At 44.9% G+C, this 22,310-nt stretch carries 25 protein-coding genes, 3 tRNA genes and 2 pseudogenes; 15 read left to right on the forward strand and 15 right to left on the reverse strand.

Features of this window, described 5'->3' with window-relative positions; translation table 11 throughout:
- From GW12_RS15735 to GW12_RS14970, 3 genes and pseudogenes are all read left to right on the forward strand, one after another.
- Positions 1–125: pseudogene (locus tag GW12_RS15735) on the forward strand (IS30 family transposase); the annotation flags it as partial.
- 91 nt (positions 126–216) lie between these two features.
- A complete protein-coding gene (locus GW12_RS14965) occupies positions 217–1,041 on the forward strand; it encodes a hypothetical protein (protein WP_034589123.1) in 825 nt (274 codons plus the stop codon).
- 175 nt (positions 1,042–1,216) lie between these two features.
- Positions 1,217–1,744: a hypothetical protein gene (locus tag GW12_RS14970; protein WP_034589127.1), complete on the forward strand. Its 528-nt coding sequence runs from the start codon at positions 1,217–1,219 to the stop codon at positions 1,742–1,744.
- 74 nt (positions 1,745–1,818) lie between these two features.
- Here GW12_RS14970 and tehB read toward each other — a convergent pair whose 3' ends face one another.
- The 7 genes from tehB to GW12_RS15005 form a co-directional block, all read right to left on the reverse strand.
- The gene (gene tehB / locus GW12_RS14975; protein WP_034589130.1) at positions 1,819–2,691 is read right to left on the reverse strand and encodes an SAM-dependent methyltransferase TehB; all 873 of its coding nucleotides are present in this window, start codon (positions 2,689–2,691) and stop codon (positions 1,819–1,821) included.
- A 120-nt stretch (positions 2,692–2,811) separates the two neighbouring features.
- Entirely contained in the window at positions 2,812–3,561 is a 750-nt protein-coding gene (locus GW12_RS14980) for a hypothetical protein (protein ID WP_034589131.1), read from the reverse strand.
- A gap of 172 nt (positions 3,562–3,733) precedes the next feature.
- Complete coding sequence (locus GW12_RS14985; protein WP_034589133.1) at positions 3,734–4,234, reverse strand: hypothetical protein; 501 nt, start codon at positions 4,232–4,234, stop codon at positions 3,734–3,736.
- A 220-nt stretch (positions 4,235–4,454) separates the two neighbouring features.
- The gene (locus GW12_RS14990) at positions 4,455–4,976 is read right to left on the reverse strand and encodes a hypothetical protein (protein ID WP_034589135.1); all 522 of its coding nucleotides are present in this window, start codon (positions 4,974–4,976) and stop codon (positions 4,455–4,457) included.
- Between the two features lie 272 nt (positions 4,977–5,248).
- Positions 5,249–5,324, reverse strand: a tRNA-Phe gene (locus tag GW12_RS14995).
- Between the two features lie 138 nt (positions 5,325–5,462).
- A tRNA-Phe gene (locus tag GW12_RS15000) sits at positions 5,463–5,538 on the reverse strand.
- Between the two features lie 204 nt (positions 5,539–5,742).
- Positions 5,743–6,120 carry a GNAT family N-acetyltransferase gene (locus GW12_RS15005; protein ID WP_034589136.1) on the reverse strand — a complete coding sequence of 126 codons (378 nt, stop codon included), beginning with the start codon at positions 6,118–6,120 and terminating at the stop codon, positions 5,743–5,745.
- A 96-nt stretch (positions 6,121–6,216) separates the two neighbouring features.
- Here GW12_RS15005 and hisB point away from each other — a divergent pair, with 96 nt between their 5' ends.
- The 6 genes from hisB (at position 6,217) to GW12_RS15035 (ending at position 10,951) form a co-directional block, all read left to right on the forward strand.
- Positions 6,217–6,810 (forward strand): imidazoleglycerol-phosphate dehydratase HisB, encoded by a 594-nt coding sequence (hisB, locus tag GW12_RS15010; protein WP_034589137.1) that lies wholly within the window; start codon positions 6,217–6,219, stop codon positions 6,808–6,810.
- Complete coding sequence (gene hisH, locus GW12_RS15015; RefSeq protein WP_034589139.1) at positions 6,810–7,427, forward strand: imidazole glycerol phosphate synthase subunit HisH; 618 nt, start codon at positions 6,810–6,812, stop codon at positions 7,425–7,427. Before hisB ends, hisH begins: the two co-directional genes overlap by 1 nt.
- Positions 7,428–7,832: 405 nt before the next feature.
- The gene (locus GW12_RS15020; protein ID WP_034589141.1) at positions 7,833–8,309 is read left to right on the forward strand and encodes a hypothetical protein; all 477 of its coding nucleotides are present in this window, start codon (positions 7,833–7,835) and stop codon (positions 8,307–8,309) included.
- Between the two features lie 120 nt (positions 8,310–8,429).
- Positions 8,430–9,092: a 3'-5' exonuclease gene (locus tag GW12_RS15025; RefSeq protein ID WP_034589143.1), complete on the forward strand. Its 663-nt coding sequence runs from the start codon at positions 8,430–8,432 to the stop codon at positions 9,090–9,092.
- A gap of 145 nt (positions 9,093–9,237) precedes the next feature.
- A complete protein-coding gene (gene hisA / locus GW12_RS15030) occupies positions 9,238–9,960 on the forward strand; it encodes a 1-(5-phosphoribosyl)-5-[(5-phosphoribosylamino)methylideneamino]imidazole-4-carboxamide isomerase (RefSeq protein ID WP_034589145.1) in 723 nt (240 codons plus the stop codon).
- Between the two features lie 70 nt (positions 9,961–10,030).
- The gene (locus GW12_RS15035) at positions 10,031–10,951 is read left to right on the forward strand and encodes a DMT family transporter (protein ID WP_034589146.1); all 921 of its coding nucleotides are present in this window, start codon (positions 10,031–10,033) and stop codon (positions 10,949–10,951) included.
- A 112-nt stretch (positions 10,952–11,063) separates the two neighbouring features.
- Here GW12_RS15035 and GW12_RS15040 read toward each other — a convergent pair whose 3' ends face one another.
- The 3 genes from GW12_RS15040 to GW12_RS15050 are packed head-to-tail and all read right to left on the reverse strand — an operon-like array spanning position 11,064 to position 13,074.
- On the reverse strand, positions 11,064–11,456 hold the full coding sequence (locus GW12_RS15040) for a membrane protein (protein WP_034589147.1): 393 nt from the start codon (positions 11,454–11,456) through the stop codon (positions 11,064–11,066).
- Positions 11,457–11,483: 27 nt separating this feature from the next.
- A complete protein-coding gene (locus GW12_RS15045) occupies positions 11,484–12,110 on the reverse strand; it encodes a DUF1294 domain-containing protein (protein WP_034589150.1) in 627 nt (208 codons plus the stop codon).
- Between the two features lie 16 nt (positions 12,111–12,126).
- Positions 12,127–13,074, reverse strand: a complete 948-nt coding sequence (locus GW12_RS15050) for a homoserine kinase (protein ID WP_034589152.1) — start codon at positions 13,072–13,074, stop codon at positions 12,127–12,129.
- Between the two features lie 113 nt (positions 13,075–13,187).
- Between GW12_RS15050 and hisF the strand changes: the two genes are divergently transcribed.
- Positions 13,188–13,946 carry an imidazole glycerol phosphate synthase subunit HisF gene (gene hisF, locus GW12_RS15055; RefSeq protein WP_034589153.1) on the forward strand — a complete coding sequence of 253 codons (759 nt, stop codon included), beginning with the start codon at positions 13,188–13,190 and terminating at the stop codon, positions 13,944–13,946.
- Between the two features lie 340 nt (positions 13,947–14,286).
- Here hisF and GW12_RS15060 read toward each other — a convergent pair whose 3' ends face one another.
- Complete coding sequence (locus tag GW12_RS15060) at positions 14,287–14,901, reverse strand: hypothetical protein (protein WP_034589156.1); 615 nt, start codon at positions 14,899–14,901, stop codon at positions 14,287–14,289.
- Between the two features lie 104 nt (positions 14,902–15,005).
- On the opposite strand from GW12_RS15060, the gene GW12_RS15065 reads away from it, so the two are divergent.
- Together GW12_RS15065 and aqpZ are read left to right on the forward strand one after the other, a co-directional pair.
- A complete protein-coding gene (locus GW12_RS15065) occupies positions 15,006–16,073 on the forward strand; it encodes an AraC family transcriptional regulator (RefSeq protein ID WP_052127943.1) in 1,068 nt (355 codons plus the stop codon).
- A gap of 51 nt (positions 16,074–16,124) precedes the next feature.
- Positions 16,125–16,829: an aquaporin Z gene (gene aqpZ / locus GW12_RS15070; protein ID WP_034589158.1), complete on the forward strand. Its 705-nt coding sequence runs from the start codon at positions 16,125–16,127 to the stop codon at positions 16,827–16,829.
- 70 nt (positions 16,830–16,899) lie between these two features.
- Here aqpZ and GW12_RS15075 read toward each other — a convergent pair whose 3' ends face one another.
- Together GW12_RS15075 and GW12_RS15080 are read right to left on the reverse strand one after the other, a co-directional pair.
- Positions 16,900–17,145, reverse strand: coding sequence for a hypothetical protein (locus GW12_RS15075; protein WP_034589160.1), 246 nt, complete (start codon positions 17,143–17,145; stop codon positions 16,900–16,902).
- 81 nt (positions 17,146–17,226) lie between these two features.
- Positions 17,227–18,351, reverse strand: a complete 1,125-nt coding sequence (locus GW12_RS15080) for a DNA/RNA non-specific endonuclease (protein WP_034589163.1) — start codon at positions 18,349–18,351, stop codon at positions 17,227–17,229.
- A gap of 265 nt (positions 18,352–18,616) precedes the next feature.
- Here GW12_RS15080 and GW12_RS15085 point away from each other — a divergent pair, with 265 nt between their 5' ends.
- Positions 18,617–19,093 (forward strand): hypothetical protein, encoded by a 477-nt coding sequence (locus GW12_RS15085; protein WP_034589166.1) that lies wholly within the window; start codon positions 18,617–18,619, stop codon positions 19,091–19,093.
- A gap of 65 nt (positions 19,094–19,158) precedes the next feature.
- On the opposite strand, the gene GW12_RS15090 is transcribed toward GW12_RS15085, so the two are convergent.
- Positions 19,159–21,039 carry a potassium transporter Kup gene (locus GW12_RS15090; protein WP_034589169.1) on the reverse strand — a complete coding sequence of 627 codons (1,881 nt, stop codon included), beginning with the start codon at positions 21,037–21,039 and terminating at the stop codon, positions 19,159–19,161.
- 120 nt (positions 21,040–21,159) lie between these two features.
- Here GW12_RS15090 and GW12_RS15095 point away from each other — a divergent pair.
- Positions 21,160–21,250, forward strand: a tRNA-Ser gene (locus GW12_RS15095).
- A 390-nt stretch (positions 21,251–21,640) separates the two neighbouring features.
- A complete protein-coding gene (locus GW12_RS15100; protein WP_227504176.1) occupies positions 21,641–21,997 on the forward strand; it encodes a hypothetical protein in 357 nt (118 codons plus the stop codon).
- A 68-nt stretch (positions 21,998–22,065) separates the two neighbouring features.
- On the opposite strand, the pseudogene GW12_RS15795 reads toward GW12_RS15100, so the two are convergent.
- Positions 22,066–22,310: pseudogene (locus GW12_RS15795) on the reverse strand (hypothetical protein); the annotation flags it as partial.

The following is a 22,310-nucleotide window of genomic DNA, read 5'->3' on the forward strand; positions in this document are numbered from 1 at the left end:
ACGTGTCAAACGAACAAATAGAGCAGATAGAATTTGCACTCAACCATCGTCCTAGAAAAACGCTAGGTTGGTATACACCGAGTGAAGTTATGGCTGGTTTTTATACTGTTGCACTTGCCGCTTGAATCCGCCTTTTAATATGCAGTTAAGATTTTGTAAAAATAGAAATTATTATTTATGCTGTGTCAGCATACTGACTAAAACCTTAAAATAACCATGAAAAAATATTTAGCATTTACGACTCTAAGTTTGAGCCTTGTGGGGTGCGCGAGTACACCAAAAGCACCAAAATCTGATTACTTTGCCCAAGTTCAAAAAGAATTTAAAACCCAACCTGTAGCGGTTTTGACAGATGCCTGTCTGCTACGTAAGGAAGTGGGTAATAATCATATTTTACTTGAGCCATCTAATCGGATAGCTACTGCGATTACGCAAGAATTGATACAGCAATTAAACCGCAATCAAATAAAGGTCACACAAAACTTCCAGCAGTTGCATTGTGGTTTCTTTGAAAAGAAAGTGATTCAGACTTATAAAAAACGTCAAAACCTAGATGCTAAACCTGAGGATTTAGCGGTTTACCCTGTCTTTGCAACCAATCAGCCCCAATTAACTGATCTGCAAGGTGTAAGTCTGCAACTGCTGCATCAGAAAACTTTTAAAGTCGGAATCGGTCGTTATAATTTCAGTAATAATTATCAACCGGTAAATATTGAAATTACTGACGCCCAGCTTGAACAATTAAAACCTTTATTAGGCACGTCTAAAGTGTTGGTGATGCAAGTCTTGGGACAGCAACCTTCATTGGGTAATCGTATTGGCAACATTGCAGGAAGTCTTGCCTTAGCTGCGGTCACCATGGGTACAGTCACCACAGGTGATCCAATTCCTCAAGAAGGACAATATTATTTGTTGTCATATGTCGATTTGGACAAAAAGCAAGTTCTTTGGTCAAAGCAGCAAAAGTTTGATGGCAAGCTCTACCAAACTGAACCTGTGAGCTTAAATACACCAGATATGTTAAAGCCACTAGGCCTTTAAAAATACAAATAAAAGAGATCCCGCTTTGGCGGGATTTTTATTAAAGATACAAATGTTATCCCTTTGTAAATTTAGTTGAATATTCAACCATTAAAATCTTATTCCTCAGCTAGTTAAATTTCATAGGCGTATCATATTTCTATCTCTTCCCTCCTTTTCTCCTATGGGGTTTAACATGACTATGCTTAAAACACTACTTGCAACTGCAATCGTTGCAACTTCAGCTTCTGCTATGGCTACTGAAGCGACTTCTCCTGTTGCTGCAATGAAAGCGCAAGTACAAGCAAATGCTATTCAAGCCGTTACACCAGCTCAAGCAAAAGTAGCAACTGCAACTGTTAAGGCACAAGATGCTACAGCGAAGGCAGCTGCTAACAAACAGGCTGCTGTAGCAAAAGCAGATGCTGCTAAACAACAAGCAACTGAAGCTAAAAAAGCGGCTGATGCCAAAGCTGTTGCTGCAACAACTGAAGCAGCTAAAAAAGTAGAAGCAGCAAAAGCTGCACCAGCTCAAGCAGAAAAAGCGGCTGAAGCAAAAGTTGAAGCAGTAAAAGCCGATGCAGCTGCAAAAACTGCAGAAGTCAAAGAAACTGCAGCGGTGAAAACTGAAGAAGCTAAAGCTGAAGTCACAAAAGCTGCTGAACAACCTGTAGTAAAAGCTGAAAAAAAAGGTCTTTTCTCTTGGTTTAAAAAAGCAGCTTAATCCTGCGTTTTAAACCCAAAAAGGATCTCATCTGACATCCTTTTTTATTGCTGATATTTTTAAATATTTAAAAATTAAGCGGAAACTTTCTGCGCCAGCATGGTGGCAAAATGCTGCTTGATTCTATTCCCCTGTGCATCCACCCGATGCAACTCACCAATATCTTCATTGTATTTAATTAGCTTCCAGCCTTTATACAGTTCGCTTAACTGACCCGGTTTAAAAGCAAAAGGAAAGTCCGGCTGGGCCGGAATATCATCGGTATCCATGACACAGACAATCAGGTTATAGCCATTGAGCTTGGTCGCCTGCTGCATCTGGGCAATCAGGGCTGGAACGGTCTGGGCTTCAAGGAACATCATCACCACGGTACAGCAGATAAAGTCATAGCTGCCAGAAATGCTTGGATCAGCATTCAAGTCCCGCTGTGCCGCCTGAATATTTTGAATGCCTTCTACCGCAATGATCTGCTTGAGTTTATCCAGACTATTCGGATTGACATCCCAGGCATCTACCTCATAACCCATCTGGTTAAGATACAGCGCATTGCGGCCCTGCCCGCAGCCCACATCCAGCGCACGTCCGCCAGTCAGATACGGCTTTGCCATCACCATTTCAGAATGGGTTGGGGTCAGGCCATATTTTTTAGCAAAGTAGTCCTGCTTGCTGCAGTAAAATCGCAGCTGGCATTCCACATCTGGACTGCTGGAAACAATCTGATGCCAGCACTGTGGCTCGATCATCGGTGGTTGCTGCTCAGAACTAAATACATGTGTCGACAGAATTTCGCCATTTTCATTGACAAAGGCAAAGGTCAGCTCACCCTTTAACACTGTCAGCTTGGCCCAGGTGCCGGTCTTGGTATTATGTGGACGCTGGAAACCCTGCGGAATACGCTCCTGTGTCCAGATCGGCATTTCTTTGTAGCAGACGAGATCCTGGGTCATGCAGCATTGCTCCTGTTGTTGTGCCATTTTATTTAGCTGTTAAATCTCTGTTTATCTATAACATGTCTATGCTTTTGCTGCCATGCTCAAGATGGCTTACAGACAAATAGCACTTTGCTGTTACAAGGCTTCTTCGACAATTTTTTGATTTTTTGTCTTAATTTGCTGCATTTGTTTATTCAAGTTTTCAATATCTTTATATAGCGCGATAAAGGGCTGAACCGCTTTCTCATCATGGAACATAAACATGCGGTTTCGTTTTTCCCATTTATACTTCTTTAGCAAGGCAAATAGCTGATCAGCCTTGGCCAGACTCTGCTTTTCAATTTCAAAAATGGCATAGGCATCATTTTCCTGCTCGGTCGCTCTCAGGTTCTGCGCCAATTGCTGACGGTAACGCTGCTTGATGTCCAGCTGTTTTACTTCTTCAATTTGATTCGCTTCACGGCGCTTGATGGTGGCTTCATAGTCATCCACGATCTGATGCACCTGCTTGAGCATGGCTTCGGTTTCTTTATAGCCTTGGGTCTGATCCTTGGCGAGACGGTCGATATTCAGGAACTGATCCCACTTGGCTGCTTTGAGGTCACGTAAGTACTGGTTGCGTTCTTCGGCACGATCACGCATCTGGCCCAGCACATACTCGGCCATCACCGCATAGTCACCATCCAGCCGCTCTTCTTCAATCTCCAGCTGGATTGGTTTTTCCCAATCCTGCGCCTGCTCGAAGATTTCTGCCGTCTTTTCGGTCAGCACAGCCTCATATTCAATCAGCTGGGCTTTATCCTGCTTCTGCATGGTGTATTGATAGAACAAGCCAGCAAAGACCACCAGCGTTGCTCCAGCCAGAATGACAAAGACACGTGGCATGCACATGCTCCTCTGCTGCAGGTAAACATCGATTACCTTTTCATCAATATGCTGATTTTTTGGATAAAAAGCAATCTAGCTATACAAAAACCTACAGCAGCCATCCGATTATGGATTCGACCGGTTCAAGCACGTTTTAAAGATGCAACGTGCTTAAACGGTCTTGAAGCTTTTAACAGCCATTGGCTGCACACCATTGATTCAGTAAAGTCCGGTCTACATTGTTCTGGTTAAACTGCTCTCGGGCCCGCTGCACATTGGTGGCATTTCGGTCGATACCAAATGGCGCCAGCATCAGGTAAATACCATCGCGCGGATCAGCGGAGCGCAAGCCATCAGCAATTGACTGCACATATTGCTGCAGGCCCGGTGGTAAGTCATCCAGCCGTGCCGGATTAGATCTTGGTATAATCTCGATATCACCGGCATAATCAGCATTGACAGTATAGTCCTGCAGTTCACGTTCAATTTTCATGAGTCGCATGTTTAAGGCTTTTTTCTGGCTGGTCTGTTCCTGCAAAGGTGGCATGATAGTTTCTGCACGCAGTTCATCCTCGGTCATCACGGTTAAGGTCGACAAAGTGACCGGATCAGACGCAGCATGAGCATCAATTAGAAACAGCGCTGTAAATAGACTAAGTAACATCAATAAAGATGAGTTGAGGAAACGCATAGGACGCCCTCCACATCATTCAGGGGGAGAAATTCTATTGTTGCGCTAACTGGTGTAAAGTTGCTCAGTCTTAGTGTGAATATTCATATACCAGCCTGACCGCTGCCACTGATTTGGACTGTGATTGAGTTGAAAATCAGAAAGAAAATAGACTCGGCTCCATAAAAATAACCGCAATAAAAAATCCCCGACTGGCGGGGATAGATCTGTCAGCAATACCTTAAGGATATCGCGGCAATTGCACTGCAGGAACAGTATGATTCTGATTTTCCAGGAAACCGATATTCACCTTGTCCATATTGATGTTGAACTTGATGCCACGATCTGGATCCATACTATTACTACGGTCAATGCCGAAATTTCCCAGAATGGTATATAGCCCTTGAGTCGGGTCACTGGATTGCAAACCTTGGGCAATGGTCATGACATACTGTTGTAGCGCTGGCGACAGGGAGTTCAGATTCGGTTCCGGTATTGGCTGAAAATCCAGGTTGGCAACGATATCCGGATTGACCATGAAATTCTCGGCATTCCATGTCCCACGAATCACCTGATGCTGGAGCGCACGCAGATTCTTCTCTTCCTGTACAAATGGCACATAGCCGGTTTCATTACTCATTTCCGGTTCGGCCATCACGGTCATCTTCGGTAAAGTCACAACCTCTTTTTCTTCCTCTGCGTATACCCCTAGGCTGCAAGTGCCCAACAGGATGCCACATAACGATATTCTGATGCTGTTCATTGGCTTTACCCCATTTCTCTTGGTCACAGGCTGAATGCTGTGACCAATGAATTAAAGTCAGTTCTGGATTGGTTATTAACTAGCTTAGCGCGATTTTTTGCAGAACTCATGCTTCCTCAGATGAATGACATATAAACTAAATTCTAAGGAAGATCGGAAATATACGAACGGATTGGAAAGGCGTGGCAATCAACAGAAAAAGGCAATCACAGAGGGATCTAAAAATTACAGGCGAAAAAAAACCTCAAACAATGTTTGAGGTTTTTCGAATATGGTGGCGAGACCCAGGATCGAACTGGGGACACACGGATTTTCAATCCGTTGCTCTACCAACTGAGCTATCACGCCGATGCGGTGTATTAAGCCGTATCTGCACACATTAGTCAATCAAAATCCGAAAAAAATTGATCGAATGTGTAAAATTTAATCCCCAAAAAAAAATCCCTGATGGGATCAGGGATTGAAAACTTTGAATCGTTTTGAATATGGTGGCGAGACCCAGGATCGAACTGGGGACACACGGATTTTCAATCCGTTGCTCTACCAACTGAGCTATCACGCCGATGACGCGTATTAAACCGTTTCAGCTGCATGCCGTCAAGCATGAAAAGTACATTTTTTACCAATCGCCTACTTTTACAGCAAATTGTTTCCTCTGCTGTCTAATTTTTAAGTCAAGGCGCTAAATAATTCATTTTCAGTCAAAAATCAGAATAAAAAAAGCAGCCCGAAGGCTGCCTGAATCAGGGCATCAGCAAAAAAGTATTTAGATTTTTTCCAGATGCGCCAGACAACGGTGAATCGCACCACATCCTGGCTCAAATACCTTCACGCCTTTCTCTTCTTCCATCCGACAGACTTCGCTAACCAGCCTTTCTGCAACCCCGCGTCCACGGTTGGCCGGATGCACGACCACATTCTGCAGCAGGCGGGTTTCGCCTTGACCGGTGCACCAGATCGCACCAATAATACGGGTATTAAATTCTGCAGTATAAAGTACGCTATACTGTTGCAGGTTTTGCTCTAGTTGTTCCATGGCATCGGCCCCGTCACTAAATTCCGGGCTGGTGTCATACAGTCGCTCAAGCTGGCTGCGCACTTCATCATTTTCCAAAGAAGTATAGGCATGTACGGTAATAGGCATTGATAAACCCTCCTGAGCAATCTAATATGCGGTGACGTCGTCACGGCGAAAATATTTTCTACATCAATCATTTTGACGTATTTGAGGAACGTGTCTATGACAGATCGTATCAGTGAAGTGGTAAGAAATACCAACGAAACCAAAATTCGGGTTCGCCTGAATCTCGATGGTACTGGTCAAGGCACTTTAAACACTGGTGTTCCATTTTTAGATCATATGATTGATCAAATCAAGCGACATGGTTTGTTTGATATTGACATTCATTGTGACGGCGACCTGGAAATTGATGATCACCATACCGTAGAAGACTGCGGGATTACCCTGGGTCAGGCCTTCGCTCAGGCGCTGGGTGACAAGAAAGGTTTACGTCGCTACGGACACTTCTATGCCCCGCTGGACGAGTCTTTGAGCCGTGTTGTGGTCGATCTGTCTGGCCGCCCTGGCCTGTTCATGGATATTCCATTTACCCGCGCACTTATCGGTACCTTTGATGTAGACCTGTTCTCTGAATTCTTCCAGGGCTTTGTAAACCACGCGTTGATGACCTTACACATTGACAACCTAAAAGGTAAAAACAGTCACCACCAGATTGAAAGTGTGTTCAAGGCATTTGCCCGTGCCCTGCGTATGGCATGTGAAGTTGATCCACGTGCTGCCAATACTATTGCTTCAACCAAAGGTACCCTGTAATGACCCGTATTGCTCTTCTTGACTATGGCATGGGAAATCTTCATTCCGCTGCCAAAGCATTAGAATATGTCGGTGCTACAGTAGATGTGACCAATGATCCAAAGCTGATTGCTCAGGCAGACAAGATTGTCTTTCCGGGTGTAGGTGCAATGCGTGACTGTATGCAGGGCATGCATGAAGCGGGTATTGATGATGTGGTGCGTCATGCGGTATTCAACAAACCTGTATTGGCGATCTGTGTCGGTATGCAGGCACTCATGCAACGCTCTGAAGAAAATGGCGGTGCCGATGCACTGGGTATTTTTGAAGGTGAAGTGAAACGCTTCCCCGATGTAGATGGTTTGAAAGTGCCACATATGGGCTGGAACCAGGTACATCAGGCTGATCCTAACCATCCGATGTGGAAAGACATTGAACAGGATGCGCGTTTCTACTTCGTGCATAGCTTCTATGTAGAACCGAAAGACCCAAGCATTATTGCTGCAACCTGTGATTATGGTCTGGAATTCTGTACCGCATTGCATAAAGAAAACCTGTTTGCGACCCAGTTCCATCCGGAAAAGAGTCATACTGCAGGTCTGCAATTGCTGAAAAACTTTGTGGAATGGGATATCTAATCTCTGTTCCTGTAAAAAGCCCGCTTGATGCGGGTTTTTTATTTTTACCTGCCCACGATCATAACCACTTTTTTTATTTTTCAGCGGATTACAATTCTTATCCTAAAATTTCAGCGATTTAATAGTGAATTAATAACTCTATGAAATCGTTTTTAAGCCCTTCTTCAGACAGTATTACATCTCTATATTTTCTTAAAAATAAAAAATACACTGGTCTATACAGCTTAGTTTCTGTGTATTTTTAAGTAGCTTTTCCATATTTAGTTACATAAGCACGTATTTTTTTATATAGATTTATTTTTATAACAGACCTTTCTTGCTTTAGAATCTAATCAAATAAATTTTCTATAAAATATAAAAATAAAAAATAACTATACCAATAACAACATAATAAGGACGAAGACAATGACCTACATTCAACGATCTATTATCAATCCTAGTAAGTCTTTTGTTTCTATCATTGCCCAAAATTTAATTCGTCATACTATTCTAATCTGGAATATCTTGTTTAGCTTTCTCCTAATACCGGCAGGAATCTTGATTGGCAGCTTATTTTCCAATGAACTATGGCTACTTGATAATCCCTATTTCATTCTATTGGACAGCATGTTAGTAATTCTATGTTCAGCATATTGGATTATGACTCTTTTCTTATCGCGGCTTTATGGTCAATCTCTACATAAAGGATTCATTCTTCTAAATTTTATTCCCATTTTAAATTCTTTTTTTAGTATGTATCTGCTTAATAGGCCTAAAGAACAATTCACACATCCATTTGAAGTACTTCGCAATACTCGTACTTTAGAAAATGTTCTGGCAACTTTATATGTTATCTTCGTGCTTTTAATTAGCCTTATTGCCATTATCATGCCTATAGGTTAAATCCATAAAACTTAATCCCAAAGTCCCATAGAAATCACTTTTTTACTTCATAAATAGACTTTTGCACTTTATCAACAAAAATCTTAAGCTTATCCTCTAATTCCCAAATTAAACTCAATTATGGATGACTCAGTCTCTGCAAGCCTACCGAACAAAGCAGAAATCGCCCAAATGCCATTATTTCAGAATCTACCCTTTGCACAGATTCAGGTGATCCAAAACCTGAAGCAATGTGAATCGATCCGTGCAGAACTGTTTCAGGCAGCCGTCTTGGGCTTTGATTCCGAATCCAAACCGATATTTAATAAAGGTGAAGTACAGACAGGACCACATCTGATTCAACTGGCAACCTTGGAGAAAGCCTATTTATTTCAGATGAAACCTGAGATTTTGGAGTTTCTTAAACCGGTCTTTGCCAGCCGTGATCAAATCAAGGTCGGCTTTGGCTTAAAAAATGATGCCCATCTGTTCCGCAAAAAAGGGATTGAACTGAATAGCGTCATTGAACTGTCCAAATGTTTCAGCGGTTTTGGGTTTCAAAATCCGGTGGGAGTGAAGAATGCCATTGCCTTGTTATTTCAGCAGAATTTTCCAAAATCGAAAAAAATCAGTACCTCCAATTGGGCTAGTCCTCAATTGACTCCAGCACAGATTGAATATGCGGCAGCGGATGCCTATGCCTGTATTCTGGTATTTGAAGAATTACTCCGCCTCGGACAATTGCCCAAGCATATCCCGAATACCTCGTTCAAACTGCGGATTCGCCCGCATATGAATATTTAATCGCTCTATACTAATAGACACCCAAGCCAGCCATGACAGGTTTTTTCATATATCTGATTCATGATTTAGATTTAGAAATCCACCGTTTATTTGTTAAGATGGCAGCCATTCAAATTCAATCGACGATTAGGCCAGGAGCGAAAGCATGCTGATCATCCCTGCAATTGACCTGAAAGATGGCAAATGTGTCCGTTTAAAACAAGGTCGTATGGAAGACGATACTGTATTTTCTGATGATCCAGTAGCAACGGCTCAGCATTGGGTGAATGAAGGTGCGCGCCGTCTGCATCTGGTTGATCTTAATGGTGCTTTCGCCGGTACACCGATTCATAAGCCTGTGGTTGAAGCGATTGCCAAAGCACAACCTAACCTGCCAATTCAAATCGGTGGTGGTATTCGCTCATTGGAAACCATCCAACACTATCTGGATGCTGGCGTGTCTTATGTCATCATTGGCACCAAAGCAGTCAAAGAACCTGAATTCGTTGAAGAAGCATGTAAACAGTTCCCGGGGCATATCATTGTCGGTATTGATGCCATGAATGGCATGGTAGCAACCGATGGCTGGGCCAATGTCACTGACGTGAAAGCAACTGAACTGGCGAAACGTTTTGCCGATGCCGGCGTTTCTAGTATTGTCTATACCGACATCGCACGTGACGGCATGATGCAAGGCGTAAACGTTGAACAGACCGTGAATCTGGCAACTTACTCAGGTCTGCCTGTGATCGCTTCTGGTGGTGTGACAAATTTAGATGATGTGCGTAACCTGAAAGGCCAACCGGGCATCCTCGGTGCAATTACCGGTCGTGCCATCTATGAAGGCACATTAAACCTGCACGAAGCACAGGCGCTTTTAGACGCCTAATCTAAAGTCCTGATGCTGTTAAAAGAGGTCTTCGGGCCTCTTTTTATTTTGAATTGAATCCTGATCTCCCATGTCATCTGTCTCTCATTCTTCTTTTTTTAAATCACGTTTACCACAACTCTCCCTGATCCTGATCACTCTGATCTGGGGTGGTAGTTTTCTGACGGTTAAATATGGACTGAACTTTAGTAGTCCAGTGCTTTTTGTTGCCCTGCGCTTTGCTGCTGCAGCCATCGCTGTCACAGCTATTTCCTTTAAGCATCTGCGTGGGATGACGCTAAAAGAAGTTCTTGCTGGCGCTGCCATCGGTGCGGTGATTGCGCTGGGCTATGGCACACAGACGGTCGGTTTGCAGAGTATTAGTAGTAGTGAATCGGCATTTCTAACCGCGCTGTATGTTCCTTTGGTGCCGATTCTGCTTTGGCTGCTGTTCCGCAAACGGCCACATCTGATGACTTGGGTAGGTGCCCTGTTAGCATTCTTGGGGCTGGTTTTTCTGACTGGCAATGGTTTTGGCACCATCCGGCTCAACTTCGGTCAACTGCTGACTTTGCTCGGCTCCATCGCCATTGCAATGGAAATCATTTTGATCAGTCACTTTGCTCCAAACGTGAATACCCGGCGAGTGACGGTGTTACAGCTCATCTTTGCTTCGTTATTCTGCTTCTTACTGGCACCTTGGATTGGTGAACATGAGTTGCCAAACTTTCACTGGCATCTGGCTGGCATTCTGGTGGGACTTGGCATTGCCAGTGCCTGTATCCAGCTGGTGATGAACTGGGCACAAGAGATGGTCGATCCGTCTCAGGCCGCGATCATTTATGCGGGCGAACCGATCTGGGCCAGTTTATTTGGGCGACTGGCCGGTGAACGCCTGCCTGCGTTGGCACTACTCGGTGGTTTAATGGTGGTGCTAGGGGTGATAGTCAGTGAATGGAAACCAAAGTTTTTAAATCGGAAGGTAGGAAAAGTAAAAGAAATCACTGAATAGTAGATGGTGAATCCCAGCTCAATGACTGAAGCCAAGCCCTAAGAATCGTTTAAATCAAAAGGCATGTTCCAGACATGCCTTTTGATTTTCTCTAATCGATAACTGTTGAAGACTAACGATACATTGGCAAATTGTCATTCAGACGCATAATGCCACGAATGGCACGATACACAATCCAGATCCAGGACAGTCCAATCACGATCAGACAGAAACTGGTGGCACCTAAGGCCACGCCAGCAAACAGATCTGGATCTTCATCGGTAAAGAATAAAAACAGGAAAGGAATAAAGGCCACAATATTCCAGATCAGGTACCACCAGAAAGTCCGAATCTGCCAGGTAAAGTGACTTTCAAAAATGCTGCCGCGTACCGCGCTACGTTTGACATAGTTAATGATCAGAGCAATGACTGCCAGCAAACCACCGCTAAAAATCGCCACGATATAGAGAACATATAAGATAAAGGTCAGGGTACGGTTAGAATCCTTGTCAATCGAATAGTTCATGCCCTCTCCTTTTATTGTAAATTTCCCCTAGATATTCAAGCTGTTTAATGGGGAAATGAGCCATAGAATCAAAATGATATTAAAAGCTATGGTACAAAAATAAATCTGCCGAAACGGTTGTTTTTGTGTTTTATGTCGCAGCTTCTGCTGTGCCAGCCAGGCTGCTGGCCAGCCGCCAAGAAACGCCAGCAAATGCAAGGTATTTTCCGGCACACGGCGATTGCCGAGTTGTGCGGCTTCCTTGTCCTGAGCATAGAACCAGTAGGTCATTACATTCATGATACTGACCAGCAACAGCACCATACCACTTAATAAGCCCAGCAACGTCAGAATAGCAAGCACAACTATGTAGCCTGCACAAAGCATCTGCATCGGCTGCAGTTTGGTCGTTTTCTGAGAAATGCTCTTCTTCTGTTGCACCTGCAAGGTTTTGGCCTGAGAGGCTTTGAGGTACATGACCTGCTGAGCACGGTAACGCCCCTGCTCATCCAGAATTACGGTATAGTCCAGGGCACAACCGACAATCGGGCGCGGCCCGGGACGGGCAAAATCCTTGATATGCAGAAAGACACGTGCCTTGTTCGGGTCATTCGGTTGAATAAAGCCGTACCCCTTATCATCAAACCATTCCACCAAACGGCCCTGATCCCGCATCTTTCTGTCCTTTCCTTTAAGCTGTGACAAACTTCAAACGTTCAATCAGCATATTGCGCATCTCTTCCGGATTTTTCTGCAGAATGTCTGCACCGGTACGACCTTCTGCTGCATTTTTCTGTGCCACTTGCAGGCGCATCATCCAAAAACGCCCTGCAGCCATCGCCAAATACAGCTGCAAGCAGGCTTTTTCATCTTCTGTCAGTGGGCGCACAGTTTCATAGGCTTTCAGGAAAGCCACGGCACGTTCTTCATTTAAAGTCACGGCTGGATAATCGGTACAGAAGTCATTCAGGGTAATGGCAATATCAAACAGGAATTCATCTTTATTCAGTTCATAAAAATCCAGAATACCTTTCAGCTCATCGCCTTCAAATAAAGTATTGTCACGGAACAGATCGGAATGGATAAAGCCACGTGGACGGTCGGTATAAACAGCGGTTAATGCTTCATAGAGTCCCAACAATTTCCCCAGCAAGACCTTGTCGGCTGCATTTAAAGTGGGCTTGACCTCTTGTGCCACGTTATACCAATAGGCATGGTCACGGACGAATTCACGCTCCAAGTGGAAATCTTGTAAAGCCACATGGATTTTAGCCTGGGCGATGGCAATCGCTTCGCATTGGGCCGTGGTCGCTGGCATGGGATGCTCTCCCATCAACCGTGGCGCAATCTGTGCCGGCTTCCCCTTGATGCTATGAATGGCTTTACCTGAATGTGATAAGGGTACCGGCACCGCAACACCGGCTTTTCCCAGATGTTCAAGTACAGGCACCAGTTCTCCTGCCGCCTGTTCATCCATGTCTTCAAACACTGTCAACACATATTGCTGGTCTTCGCAGACCAGAAAGTAGTTGGTGTTCTGAATACCTCCTTGAATGGGAATCAGATCGATCGCCTTCAGACCATACGGCGCTGCAAAATCCTGAACTTCCTTTAAAGTCAAAGTGGTATAAACCGACATAGAAAACCTGCGAAAAAACTTACATATTTTTGCTAGAATACCGTTTCCATCTGCCAAGGTGTAGCGCTTGTGTAGGTGAGTTTCATAATCGGCTGTAATACTTGGAAAAATTTATGCTAGCTAAACGTATTATTCCCTGTCTCGACGTGGACAATGGCCGCGTGGTCAAGGGTGTGCAGTTCCTTGATATTCGTGATGCGGGCGACCCGGTCGAAGTGGCGCGTCGCTATAATGAACAGGGTGCCGATGAAATTACTTTCCTAGATATTACTGCTACACATCATGGCCGCGACACCACTTACCGTACTGTAGAACGCATGGCGGAAACCGTATTCGTGCCATTAACTGTGGGTGGCGGTGTACGTAAGGTTGAAGATATTCGCCTGCTGTTAAATGCCGGTGCAGACAAAGTTAGTATTAACTCGGCAGCCGTATTCAACCCTGAATTCGTACAGGAAGCATCACAACGCTTCGGTGCACAATGTATTGTAGTGGCAATTGACGCCAAGAAAACTGGCGACAACAAATGGGAAATCTTTACCCACGGCGGTCGTAAACCGACTGGCATTGATGCAATTGAATGGGCTGTGAAAATGGCCGACTACGGCGCAGGTGAACTGCTGATCACCTCCATGGATGCCGATGGTACCAAAGCCGGTTATGACCTGGCGCTGATGCGTGCGATCAATGACCGTGTCACCATTCCAACCATCGCTTCTGGTGGCGTAGGTAACTTACAGCACTTAGCCGACGGGATTCTAAAAGGCGGTGCCGATGCGGTACTGGCAGCATCAATCTTCCACTTTGGTCAGCATACCATTCCTGAAGCCAAGGCGTATCTAGCTGCACAAGGCATTGAAATGCGTCTGTAACCTGCTCAAAACATCAAAACAAAAAAAGGCATGCTGATCATGCCTTTTTTTATTTTCTGAGAACTGCTACACATGAAATGTGCAAATTTTTTGACAAAAAAAAGGAGTCTTGCGACTCCCTATAAAACCAAGAAAAGACTACAGCGCTTGGTCTGAACATAACTAAAAAAACTAATAATAACTCAAGTATTCATTACCATCTGCCAGCTTTAGGCTACTTCGCTGACAGGTGTAAATATAGGTTAAAAAAAACACGAAATATTGACAATAAAATGAGCTTTTATTGACAAATTACGACAAAAATAGTGTGCAAATGTATTAATTTTGTTTTTATAAACCATCACGCTCCCTTAATCCTTGTATTTCGCGGGTTCTCGACCCATTTGGCTGGGAAAAAGCGGTTAATACCGTCTGTCAGAAATGTCGCAACAGGTGCTGGAAGTGTGATCCCGAGCGGGTTTTGTTCCTGCAGTTCAGCTGAGGAAATTACCCGTGTTCCCATGACATAATCAAACCAGGGTCGGGTCACGCACCAGTTGGCATCCTGATTACTGTTCATGTGATGGTCGTAATGCCAGGGAATGTGTTTTTTCGCCCATTCTGGCTCTAGATGTGCCCGGTGATGCACATAGAAATACTTAGCGGTACTATACAGGGCTGCTGCCGACATGCTTTTAGAGATGGGGTAAAACGCCAACCCAAAAACTGTAGCCACCGCCACCAGAGAACCTACCTCATTACGGGTACGCCAGTTACGTAGACCTTCCACATAGCCCTGATCAAAAAATGCCGTTTTACGCACAATACGGTGATGTTCCCAATGCGACTGCATCGTGCGCGGTACCGGACTAAAGCGTGTCTGCCCCTTGCGATGTACGCCATGCAGCACATATTTATGTGCAAACCATTCAAAGGCATTCGCCACCACCAGACCGGCAATAAATCCTTTAATCATCTCGATTCCTCCCGAAACTTTACTATAAACGTCGGAAATGGCTAGATATTGACCGCTAAATTCAATATGATTGACAAAATACGACAATTAAAAGAACGAAAAAGATGTCAGATATTCAGGATTATGCGGGTACAGTTTATGGAGGCTTAGGGCACTTGCTGCTAGAGTTCTATCACCATAAACAGTTGCCTGTTCCTGAAAAACTGTTGCAGATACAGGAACTGGAACGCTTTGACTTTGTCATCTGGCGTGATCTGCTCACCCAGCTCCAGCAGAAACTGCAGACCCCCGCTTTGGGTCTGGAAATTGCCAATTTCGTACAACCTCGTCATCTAGGTATTATGGCCTACCTGGCACTGTCTTGTGAAACCCTGGGCGAAGCCATGATGCGCTACCATGACTACCACCGTTTGGTCTATGACGGCAGTCCATTGGAAGTCCGGGTGGAAAATGACTACCTGTCCATTGCCTGGGTCGATGTACCATTGAATCTGGCGACCCAGTTGTCGGATGAAATTGCCATGGCCCTGATGCTGAAATTCGTACGTTCAATCATGGCATTGGGTGATATCGCTCTACATGAGGTACATTTCCGCTATCCAGCCAATAAACATCTAAATCTGTATGAACAGTTCTTCCATTGCAAGGTACGTTTTAACCAACAGAAAAGTGTGATTTTCATGCATGTTTCCGAGCTGGCCCAACCGCTACGCCAGGGCGACCAGACCTTGCAGAAACTACTGCAACAGCAAGCCGAAGCCTTGTTGGAAAAGCTACCGAATACAGCTCAAATTGACCACCGCATCCAGCAGGCGATTCTTAGCGGATTGCAAAAGAATATGTTCCAGATTGAACATGTGGCTAAACAGCTGCACTGGTCGGTACGCCAGCTGCAACGGCATTTGCAGAAACAGGGTAAAACCTATCAGCAGCGCATGCAGGAAATCCGTTTTATGCTGGCCCAGCAATATCTGAAAGATGACAATTTGAGCCTGCATGAAATTGCCCTGTTACTCGGTTATTCCGAGCAGAGCGCCTTCCAGCGTGCCTTTAAACAGTGGACCAATCGGACACCGCAACAATGGCGTTCCGAATTTCTGGCAAATGCTGACCGCGAACCTGCCTTCATCCCGGCATTGGAGATGGCAACATCAAATCAATATCACATCTAAAATATTCCAGATAAAAACTGAAAACTTCATAACAACAATAAGGGGAACTCAATGGATAAATATCTTGCGGAACTGATCGGGACATTCTGGCTGGTCTTTGGCGGCTGTGGCAGTGCGGTACTGGCCGCGGCTTTTCCTGAACTGGGGATTGGCTTTACTGGTGTGTCGATTGCTTTTGGTCTGACCGTCCTGACCGCGGCCTATGCACTGGGTCATATTTCTGGTGGACACTTTAACCCGGCAGTCAGCTTTGGCCTGTGGGTAGGTGGCCGTTTTGCCGGTAAAGAACTGCTGCCTTATATCATCTCGCAGGTGATCGGTGCAGTACTCGCGGCATTGGTGCTGTATTTCATCCTGCAAGGTAAGGCTGACTTCACCGGGACGGGTGGCTTCGCGACAAATGGCTATAGCGAACTGTCTCCAGGGCAATATTCCCTGACCTCTGCCCTGCTGATTGAAATTGTCCTGACGGCTGGCTTCCTGATTGTGATTATGGGCGCAACCGAACGCCGTGCGCCGGCTGGCTTTGCTCCAATTGCCATTGGCCTGGCCCTGACCCTGATTCACCTGATCAGTATTCCGGTGACCAATACTTCGGTGAATCCGGCACGAAGCACAGGGGTTGCTTTCTTTGCTGAAACAGCTGCCTTAAGCCAGCTGTGGTTATTCTGGGTAGCACCGATTATTGGTGGCATCATTGGTGCAGTAATTTATAAAACCCTGCTTGAGAAAAATACGGATACCACTGGCACATAAAGCAGAAATAGAAAAAAAGCTCACTATCACGGTGAGCTTTTTTTATCTTTAATGTTTCTTAATTACAACTTTAGAGAAATGGATTGTCAATTTCCTGCGCATCATCACGCTGGATTTTTTCCGGCAAATCCGGCGTATTTTCCAGCTGTGCCACGATATCATTGATGATCGCCTGTAGTGCTTTCGCGGCTTTGAGTCCTTGCTGATCACGGGTCAGTTGCAAGTTGCCATACAAGCTGACACAGTCCAGATCATTTTCCACCGTCAGGTCATGAATCGCATGCGATTCGATACCCTTTTCATATGCCTTAAACATCTTATTCTGACGCTTCCTTGTTATTTTTTACTTCGACCTAATTCCAATCATGCCACTAGAATCAGGCCGAAGACAACCGCATTATTTCAGGAACTGCAGGATAAACTGCAAGAGTGCTTCCAGCAGCTGCTTGATCAGCGCGCCTTGAGGATCACTGCTGCCTGAAGATTCAACCGGAGCATTGCTGTTTTCATTCGTTGCTGTGTTATTGACGGAAGTATTACTAGCACCAGCACGTTTAAACTCGCGCTGCAAAGCTTCCAGATCATCTTTAGAAACTTCTTCGGCACATTGGCTTTCCGCATCCCAGTGATCATAGACAATCGCCTTGTTGGCTTTTACATCGCTGGCTTTGAGCGGCAAGGTATAGGTATTGCGTTTCTGCTCTTCAGTCAGCTGTGGGAAGATATTGATATTAATCAGGTCTTCCAACGCGCACAGACTGATGACCTGCACTTTCGGGGCCGGATTTTTCAGGCTATTATCAACATAGTAAGCCCCGGCTGCACCAGTTTTCGGCATATAGATCGCCTTATAGGTCGCATTCGGGACGATCACGCCCTTGCCAATAGTTTCCAGTTTTTTCGCGCTATAGACAGGGCCAGTAACGACATACACGTCCTGTTTCTGCTTGGTCACCACTGCACGAGTGGCTTCTTCCAGCTCACGCCACACCTGTTGGTTGTTCTTCGGCGCCTGTGGCACCATGTTGGCTAAAGAGAAACTGTCGAACTGCGCTTCCTTGGTCGGCATATCCGCATTTGGCGCCATATGACCGCGGTCATAACCGGTACCACGATAATCAGACAAGGTGGCACGATGTGCTGCATTAACGCGTTCTTCCTCATGAAAACTATCTTCACGTGGAATCTTTTGGCTCAGGCGTGAGGGTGTCAGTAGCTCTGCTACCCACAATGGAGTTTTAGACACACCGGAATACATCACGGTAAAGCCATTAAAGCACAGTGGATAGGTATTCTTTTTCAAACTGTCCTTCATCAGTACCGGTGGCACATCCCGATAGAACTGATCCAGACAGGCAGAATTGCTCGGCGTAGTGGTCAAAGAGACCCATTGGCTGATTTTTTCCTGACCAAAGGCAATGGCGAAGCTTCCCGATGCCACAAGACCCAGGATAATTTTTACAGTATTTTCATTAAAGAACTGAAAGACAGGATTTTTTTGATTACGTTGCTTCTTGGCCATGATACCCGTTACTTTTGAACAGTGACAGCGAGTTTCGCCGAGCTTAACAAGCCCTGAAAGCCATGTATATCACGGCTTCTCTGTTCGTCTAACAATTGACCAATAGGTGAAAATTCACCGTTAAAAATGTAACAACCTGTGGCTTTTTTAATAGGACTTGGACAGATTTTCATCCCATTTGTGTAGCTTTCCTTGCTGCCAAATCCAGCTTTATGCAATTGTGTTCTCTTCTTATTCCTCGAAGAAAATACGAAGGAGCCTCGTGATGTTATCGCAGAAGAAAAACTCCCAAACGATGCAGTATTCCAAATTACTTCTATTAGGTGCAGTGACTGGCCTGCTTAGTCTGAACGCATGGGCTGAACCACCTGTACAGCCGGGCGAAACATTAGAAAGTCTCTCCAAAGCACGTATTACCACTACCGTAAATGGTCAAAATGCTTCCCTTGAAAATCTGGTAAATTCCGGTCAGATCCGTCTGATACAGCCAACAGGTCAGGCACCTGCGCCAGCCATGCAGCAGCCGATGCAACAACCTATGCCGCAAGGACAGCCACCAGCAGCGATGCAGCCAGGTGCGCCACAAGATCCGAACATGCAGCAGGATCCAGCGATCCAGCGCCAGATGACACCTCCTGGTTCAATGCCGATGCCAGCACAACCCAATGACCCGCGTACCCTGCCTGAAATGCAGCAGGAAGCACCAACAGGCGCTAGTCCTTCAGATGCCACTGCACGTTAAGCAGACCTATATTCAGATAAAAAAACCAGAGTCAAAGCTCTGGTTTTTTCTGGAAAATGATAGTTCTAGATTTCGATCTGACTGCCCAGCTCTACCACCCGGTTGGTTGGAATTTTGTAGAAATCACTCACCGGGCTGGTATTACGCTGCATGGAAATAAACAGTTTCTCACGCCACGGTGCCATCCCTTCACCAATCGCATGAATCACCCGGTCACGGGAAATAAAGAAACTGATCTGCATCAGGTCATATTCAAAGCCCAGTTCTGCATAGGCTTTCTGCACGGCTGCAGGAATATCCGGCTGATCCTTAAAACCGAAATAAGCAAAAATCCGGTAGAAATGTTCATCCATTTTCTCCACTTCGACCCGGTCTTGCTCGTTCACAAACGGTATATCGCGGGTGATCACCGTTACCATGATATTGCGTTCATGCAGCACCTTGTTGTGCTTGATGTTATGCAGCATTGCATGTGGCACGATGGTTGGCGTTCCGGTCAGAAAAATCGCATCTCCCGGTACAAACTGGGTGCCCGAACCGGTTGATACACTTTTGATAAACAGTTCGATCGGCAAGGTATTTTGCTGCATACGTTTTAGCAGCAAAGCACGGCCATCTTTCCAGGTCATCAGAATGGTAAACAAGGCTGCACCGAGCATGATGGGTACCCAGCCACCCGATGGAATTTTCAACGAAGTCGAAGCTACGAAGATCAGATCGAGTGCCAAGAATGGTGCTGAGAACAGTACCACTTTCCAGATCGGCCAGCGCCAGAAACCATAAGCCAGAATGCTGATCAAAATCGTACCGCAGAGCATGGTCATGGTCACCGCTACACCATAGGCACTTGCCAGCCGGGCACTGTTTTCAAACAGCAAAATCAGGATTACCACTGAAATAAATAGCATCCAGTTAATGAAGGGCAAATAAATCTGACCCCGCTCTTCAGCTGAGGTATGTTTCACACTCAGGCGTGGCAAATAACGCAGCTGAATTGCCTGATTGACCATGGAAAATACGCCGGTAATCACTGCCTGTGAAGCAATCACCGCCGCAGCCGTTGCCAGCACAATCATCGGATACAGACTCCAGGATGGCAGCAGCATATAGAACGGATTTGCCAAGGCTTCCGGATTACGCAGCAACAGCGCCCCCTGCCCGGCATAATTGAACAGCAGGCAGGGCAACACAATAATGAACCAGGCCAGACGGATCGGCAACCGGCCAAAATGCCCCATATCCGCATAAATGGCTTCACCGCCAGTCATGGTCAGGATCACCGCACCCATGGTCAGGAAGGCCACAAAAGGCTGATCCACGACAAAATGATAGGCCCAGTATGGATTAACCATCTGCAGTACCATCGGGGTCTGGATAATGCTCCACAGGCCAAAGCCGCCAATCGACAGGAACCAGAGCAAGGTCAATGGACCAAAGAATTTACCCATCGTCCCAGTACCGTGCCGCTGCACGATAAACAGTCCGGCGATAATGCCAATAGATAAAGGTTCCAGCCAATTGTTAAAAATGGGCGTGGCAATACTCAGACCTTCGATCGCGGAGAGTACCGAGATCGCCGGGGTGATAATGCCATCTCCAAAAAACAACGAAGCCCCGATAAAACCTAGAGCTATCAGGTAAATTTTCTTTTCATCAGAAATCCGCGTGGTCCGCAGGTTCAGGGCCAGCAAGGACATAATACCGCCCTCGCCATTGTTGTCGGCACGCATGATAATGGTGACGTATTTAAAACTCACCGTCAGCATGATGCACCAGAAGATCAGGGAGAGAATGCCCAGTACCGATGCTTCACTAATGGCCAGGTGCGAGGTCAGGAAGCATTGCCGCAGCGCATACAGGGGGCTGGTGCCAATATCACCGAAAACGACCCCAAGCGCAGCCAGCGTGATGACTGGTAAAGCTGCTTTTTGTGCAGTACTTTGCATATATTATCTTCGTTTTAGAAAGCATTTTTGCGAATCATAGCACTGCCTCTAAACTTTTTCTGCAAATCAATTGTTTCAAGCTTGGCAGACCGGCTTTTTTTCTATATTATCCACCGCCATGGTGAGGTGTCCGAGTGGCTGAAGGAGCACGCCTGGAAAGTGTGTATACGTTTATAGCGTATCGAGGGTTCGAATCCCTCTCTCACCGCCAAGATTCATCATCATGTAGCCACATGGTGTCCTAGAAGGCTTAAATCTAAAGGGTTTAAGCCTTTTTTGCAGCCTGAACTTAAGTGGCAATCCGTTTTAATTTTTTGAATACACAGCAATCATTAGAAAGATAACGTAAATTCCATTTTAAGAATTAAGATTTCATCTAGGTTCATAAATCATGATAAAGCTTGTTATTTTCTGCCAATTGATTGAAAAGTGATCTATCGTAAAATTATTTTTAGAAACTGTAGCTGTAGTTTCTTTTTTCCAGTTTTACGCCTCCTTCCCCATGATGGAGGTATTTTTTTGTCTAAAATAAAATATTCCCGCTAAGGTTATGCTAAGTTGTTTGATATCCTTGATTTAGAACATTGAAGAATAAGAAAAGATGATGAAAAAATTTACCTTTAGCCTCCTACTCATTAGTTTTGCTCTGACAGGATGTCAAAAGCAACCTGAACAGGCGGCAGCGTCTATGAGCAATGAGAAAAACTCTGTAGATGTGATTCAATTTGAACAGGCTGACCAGAAGATCAGTAGTTTTCTGGATCAATTGGATAACCCAGCGACACCTTTGGAAGTACGCAAGCAAATCATCTGCAAGGATTATCCTGAAGTATATTTCAAGGAATATGTTCCAGCCTTTATGAAAATTGCACCAGAAAATACCAAGCAGCAACTGGAACAGGATTTAAAGCTTGCGCTGGATTTTTATAAGAAGAGAGATAATGTGGTTTGTGAATAATTCGATATTGGATTCTTCCTTATCACATCTTTTAAAAAAAAACGAATGTGTAATTTTACTTTTCTTACTTATTTTTTTAGCTCTGCTCTTTCTTTTCTTGTCAACGGTTGTTTTTTCTGACTTATTAATTGAGCCATTTCTAAAATTCGATCATAAGAATATAAATTATTTAATAATTTTTCGATGATTTGAAAAGCATCAAAAAGCTCATCAATAAAGATAGCATTCTCCTCATGGCTACCACTATTTCCCAACCATTTAATTGCTAACAAAAGTTGCTGTTGTGGAAATAATATAGGACTTACGCATTGAC

The sequence above is a fragment of the Acinetobacter sp. HR7 genome, from assembly GCF_000773685.1.
GTDB classification, from domain to species: Bacteria; Pseudomonadota; Gammaproteobacteria; order Pseudomonadales; family Moraxellaceae; genus Acinetobacter; species Acinetobacter thermotolerans.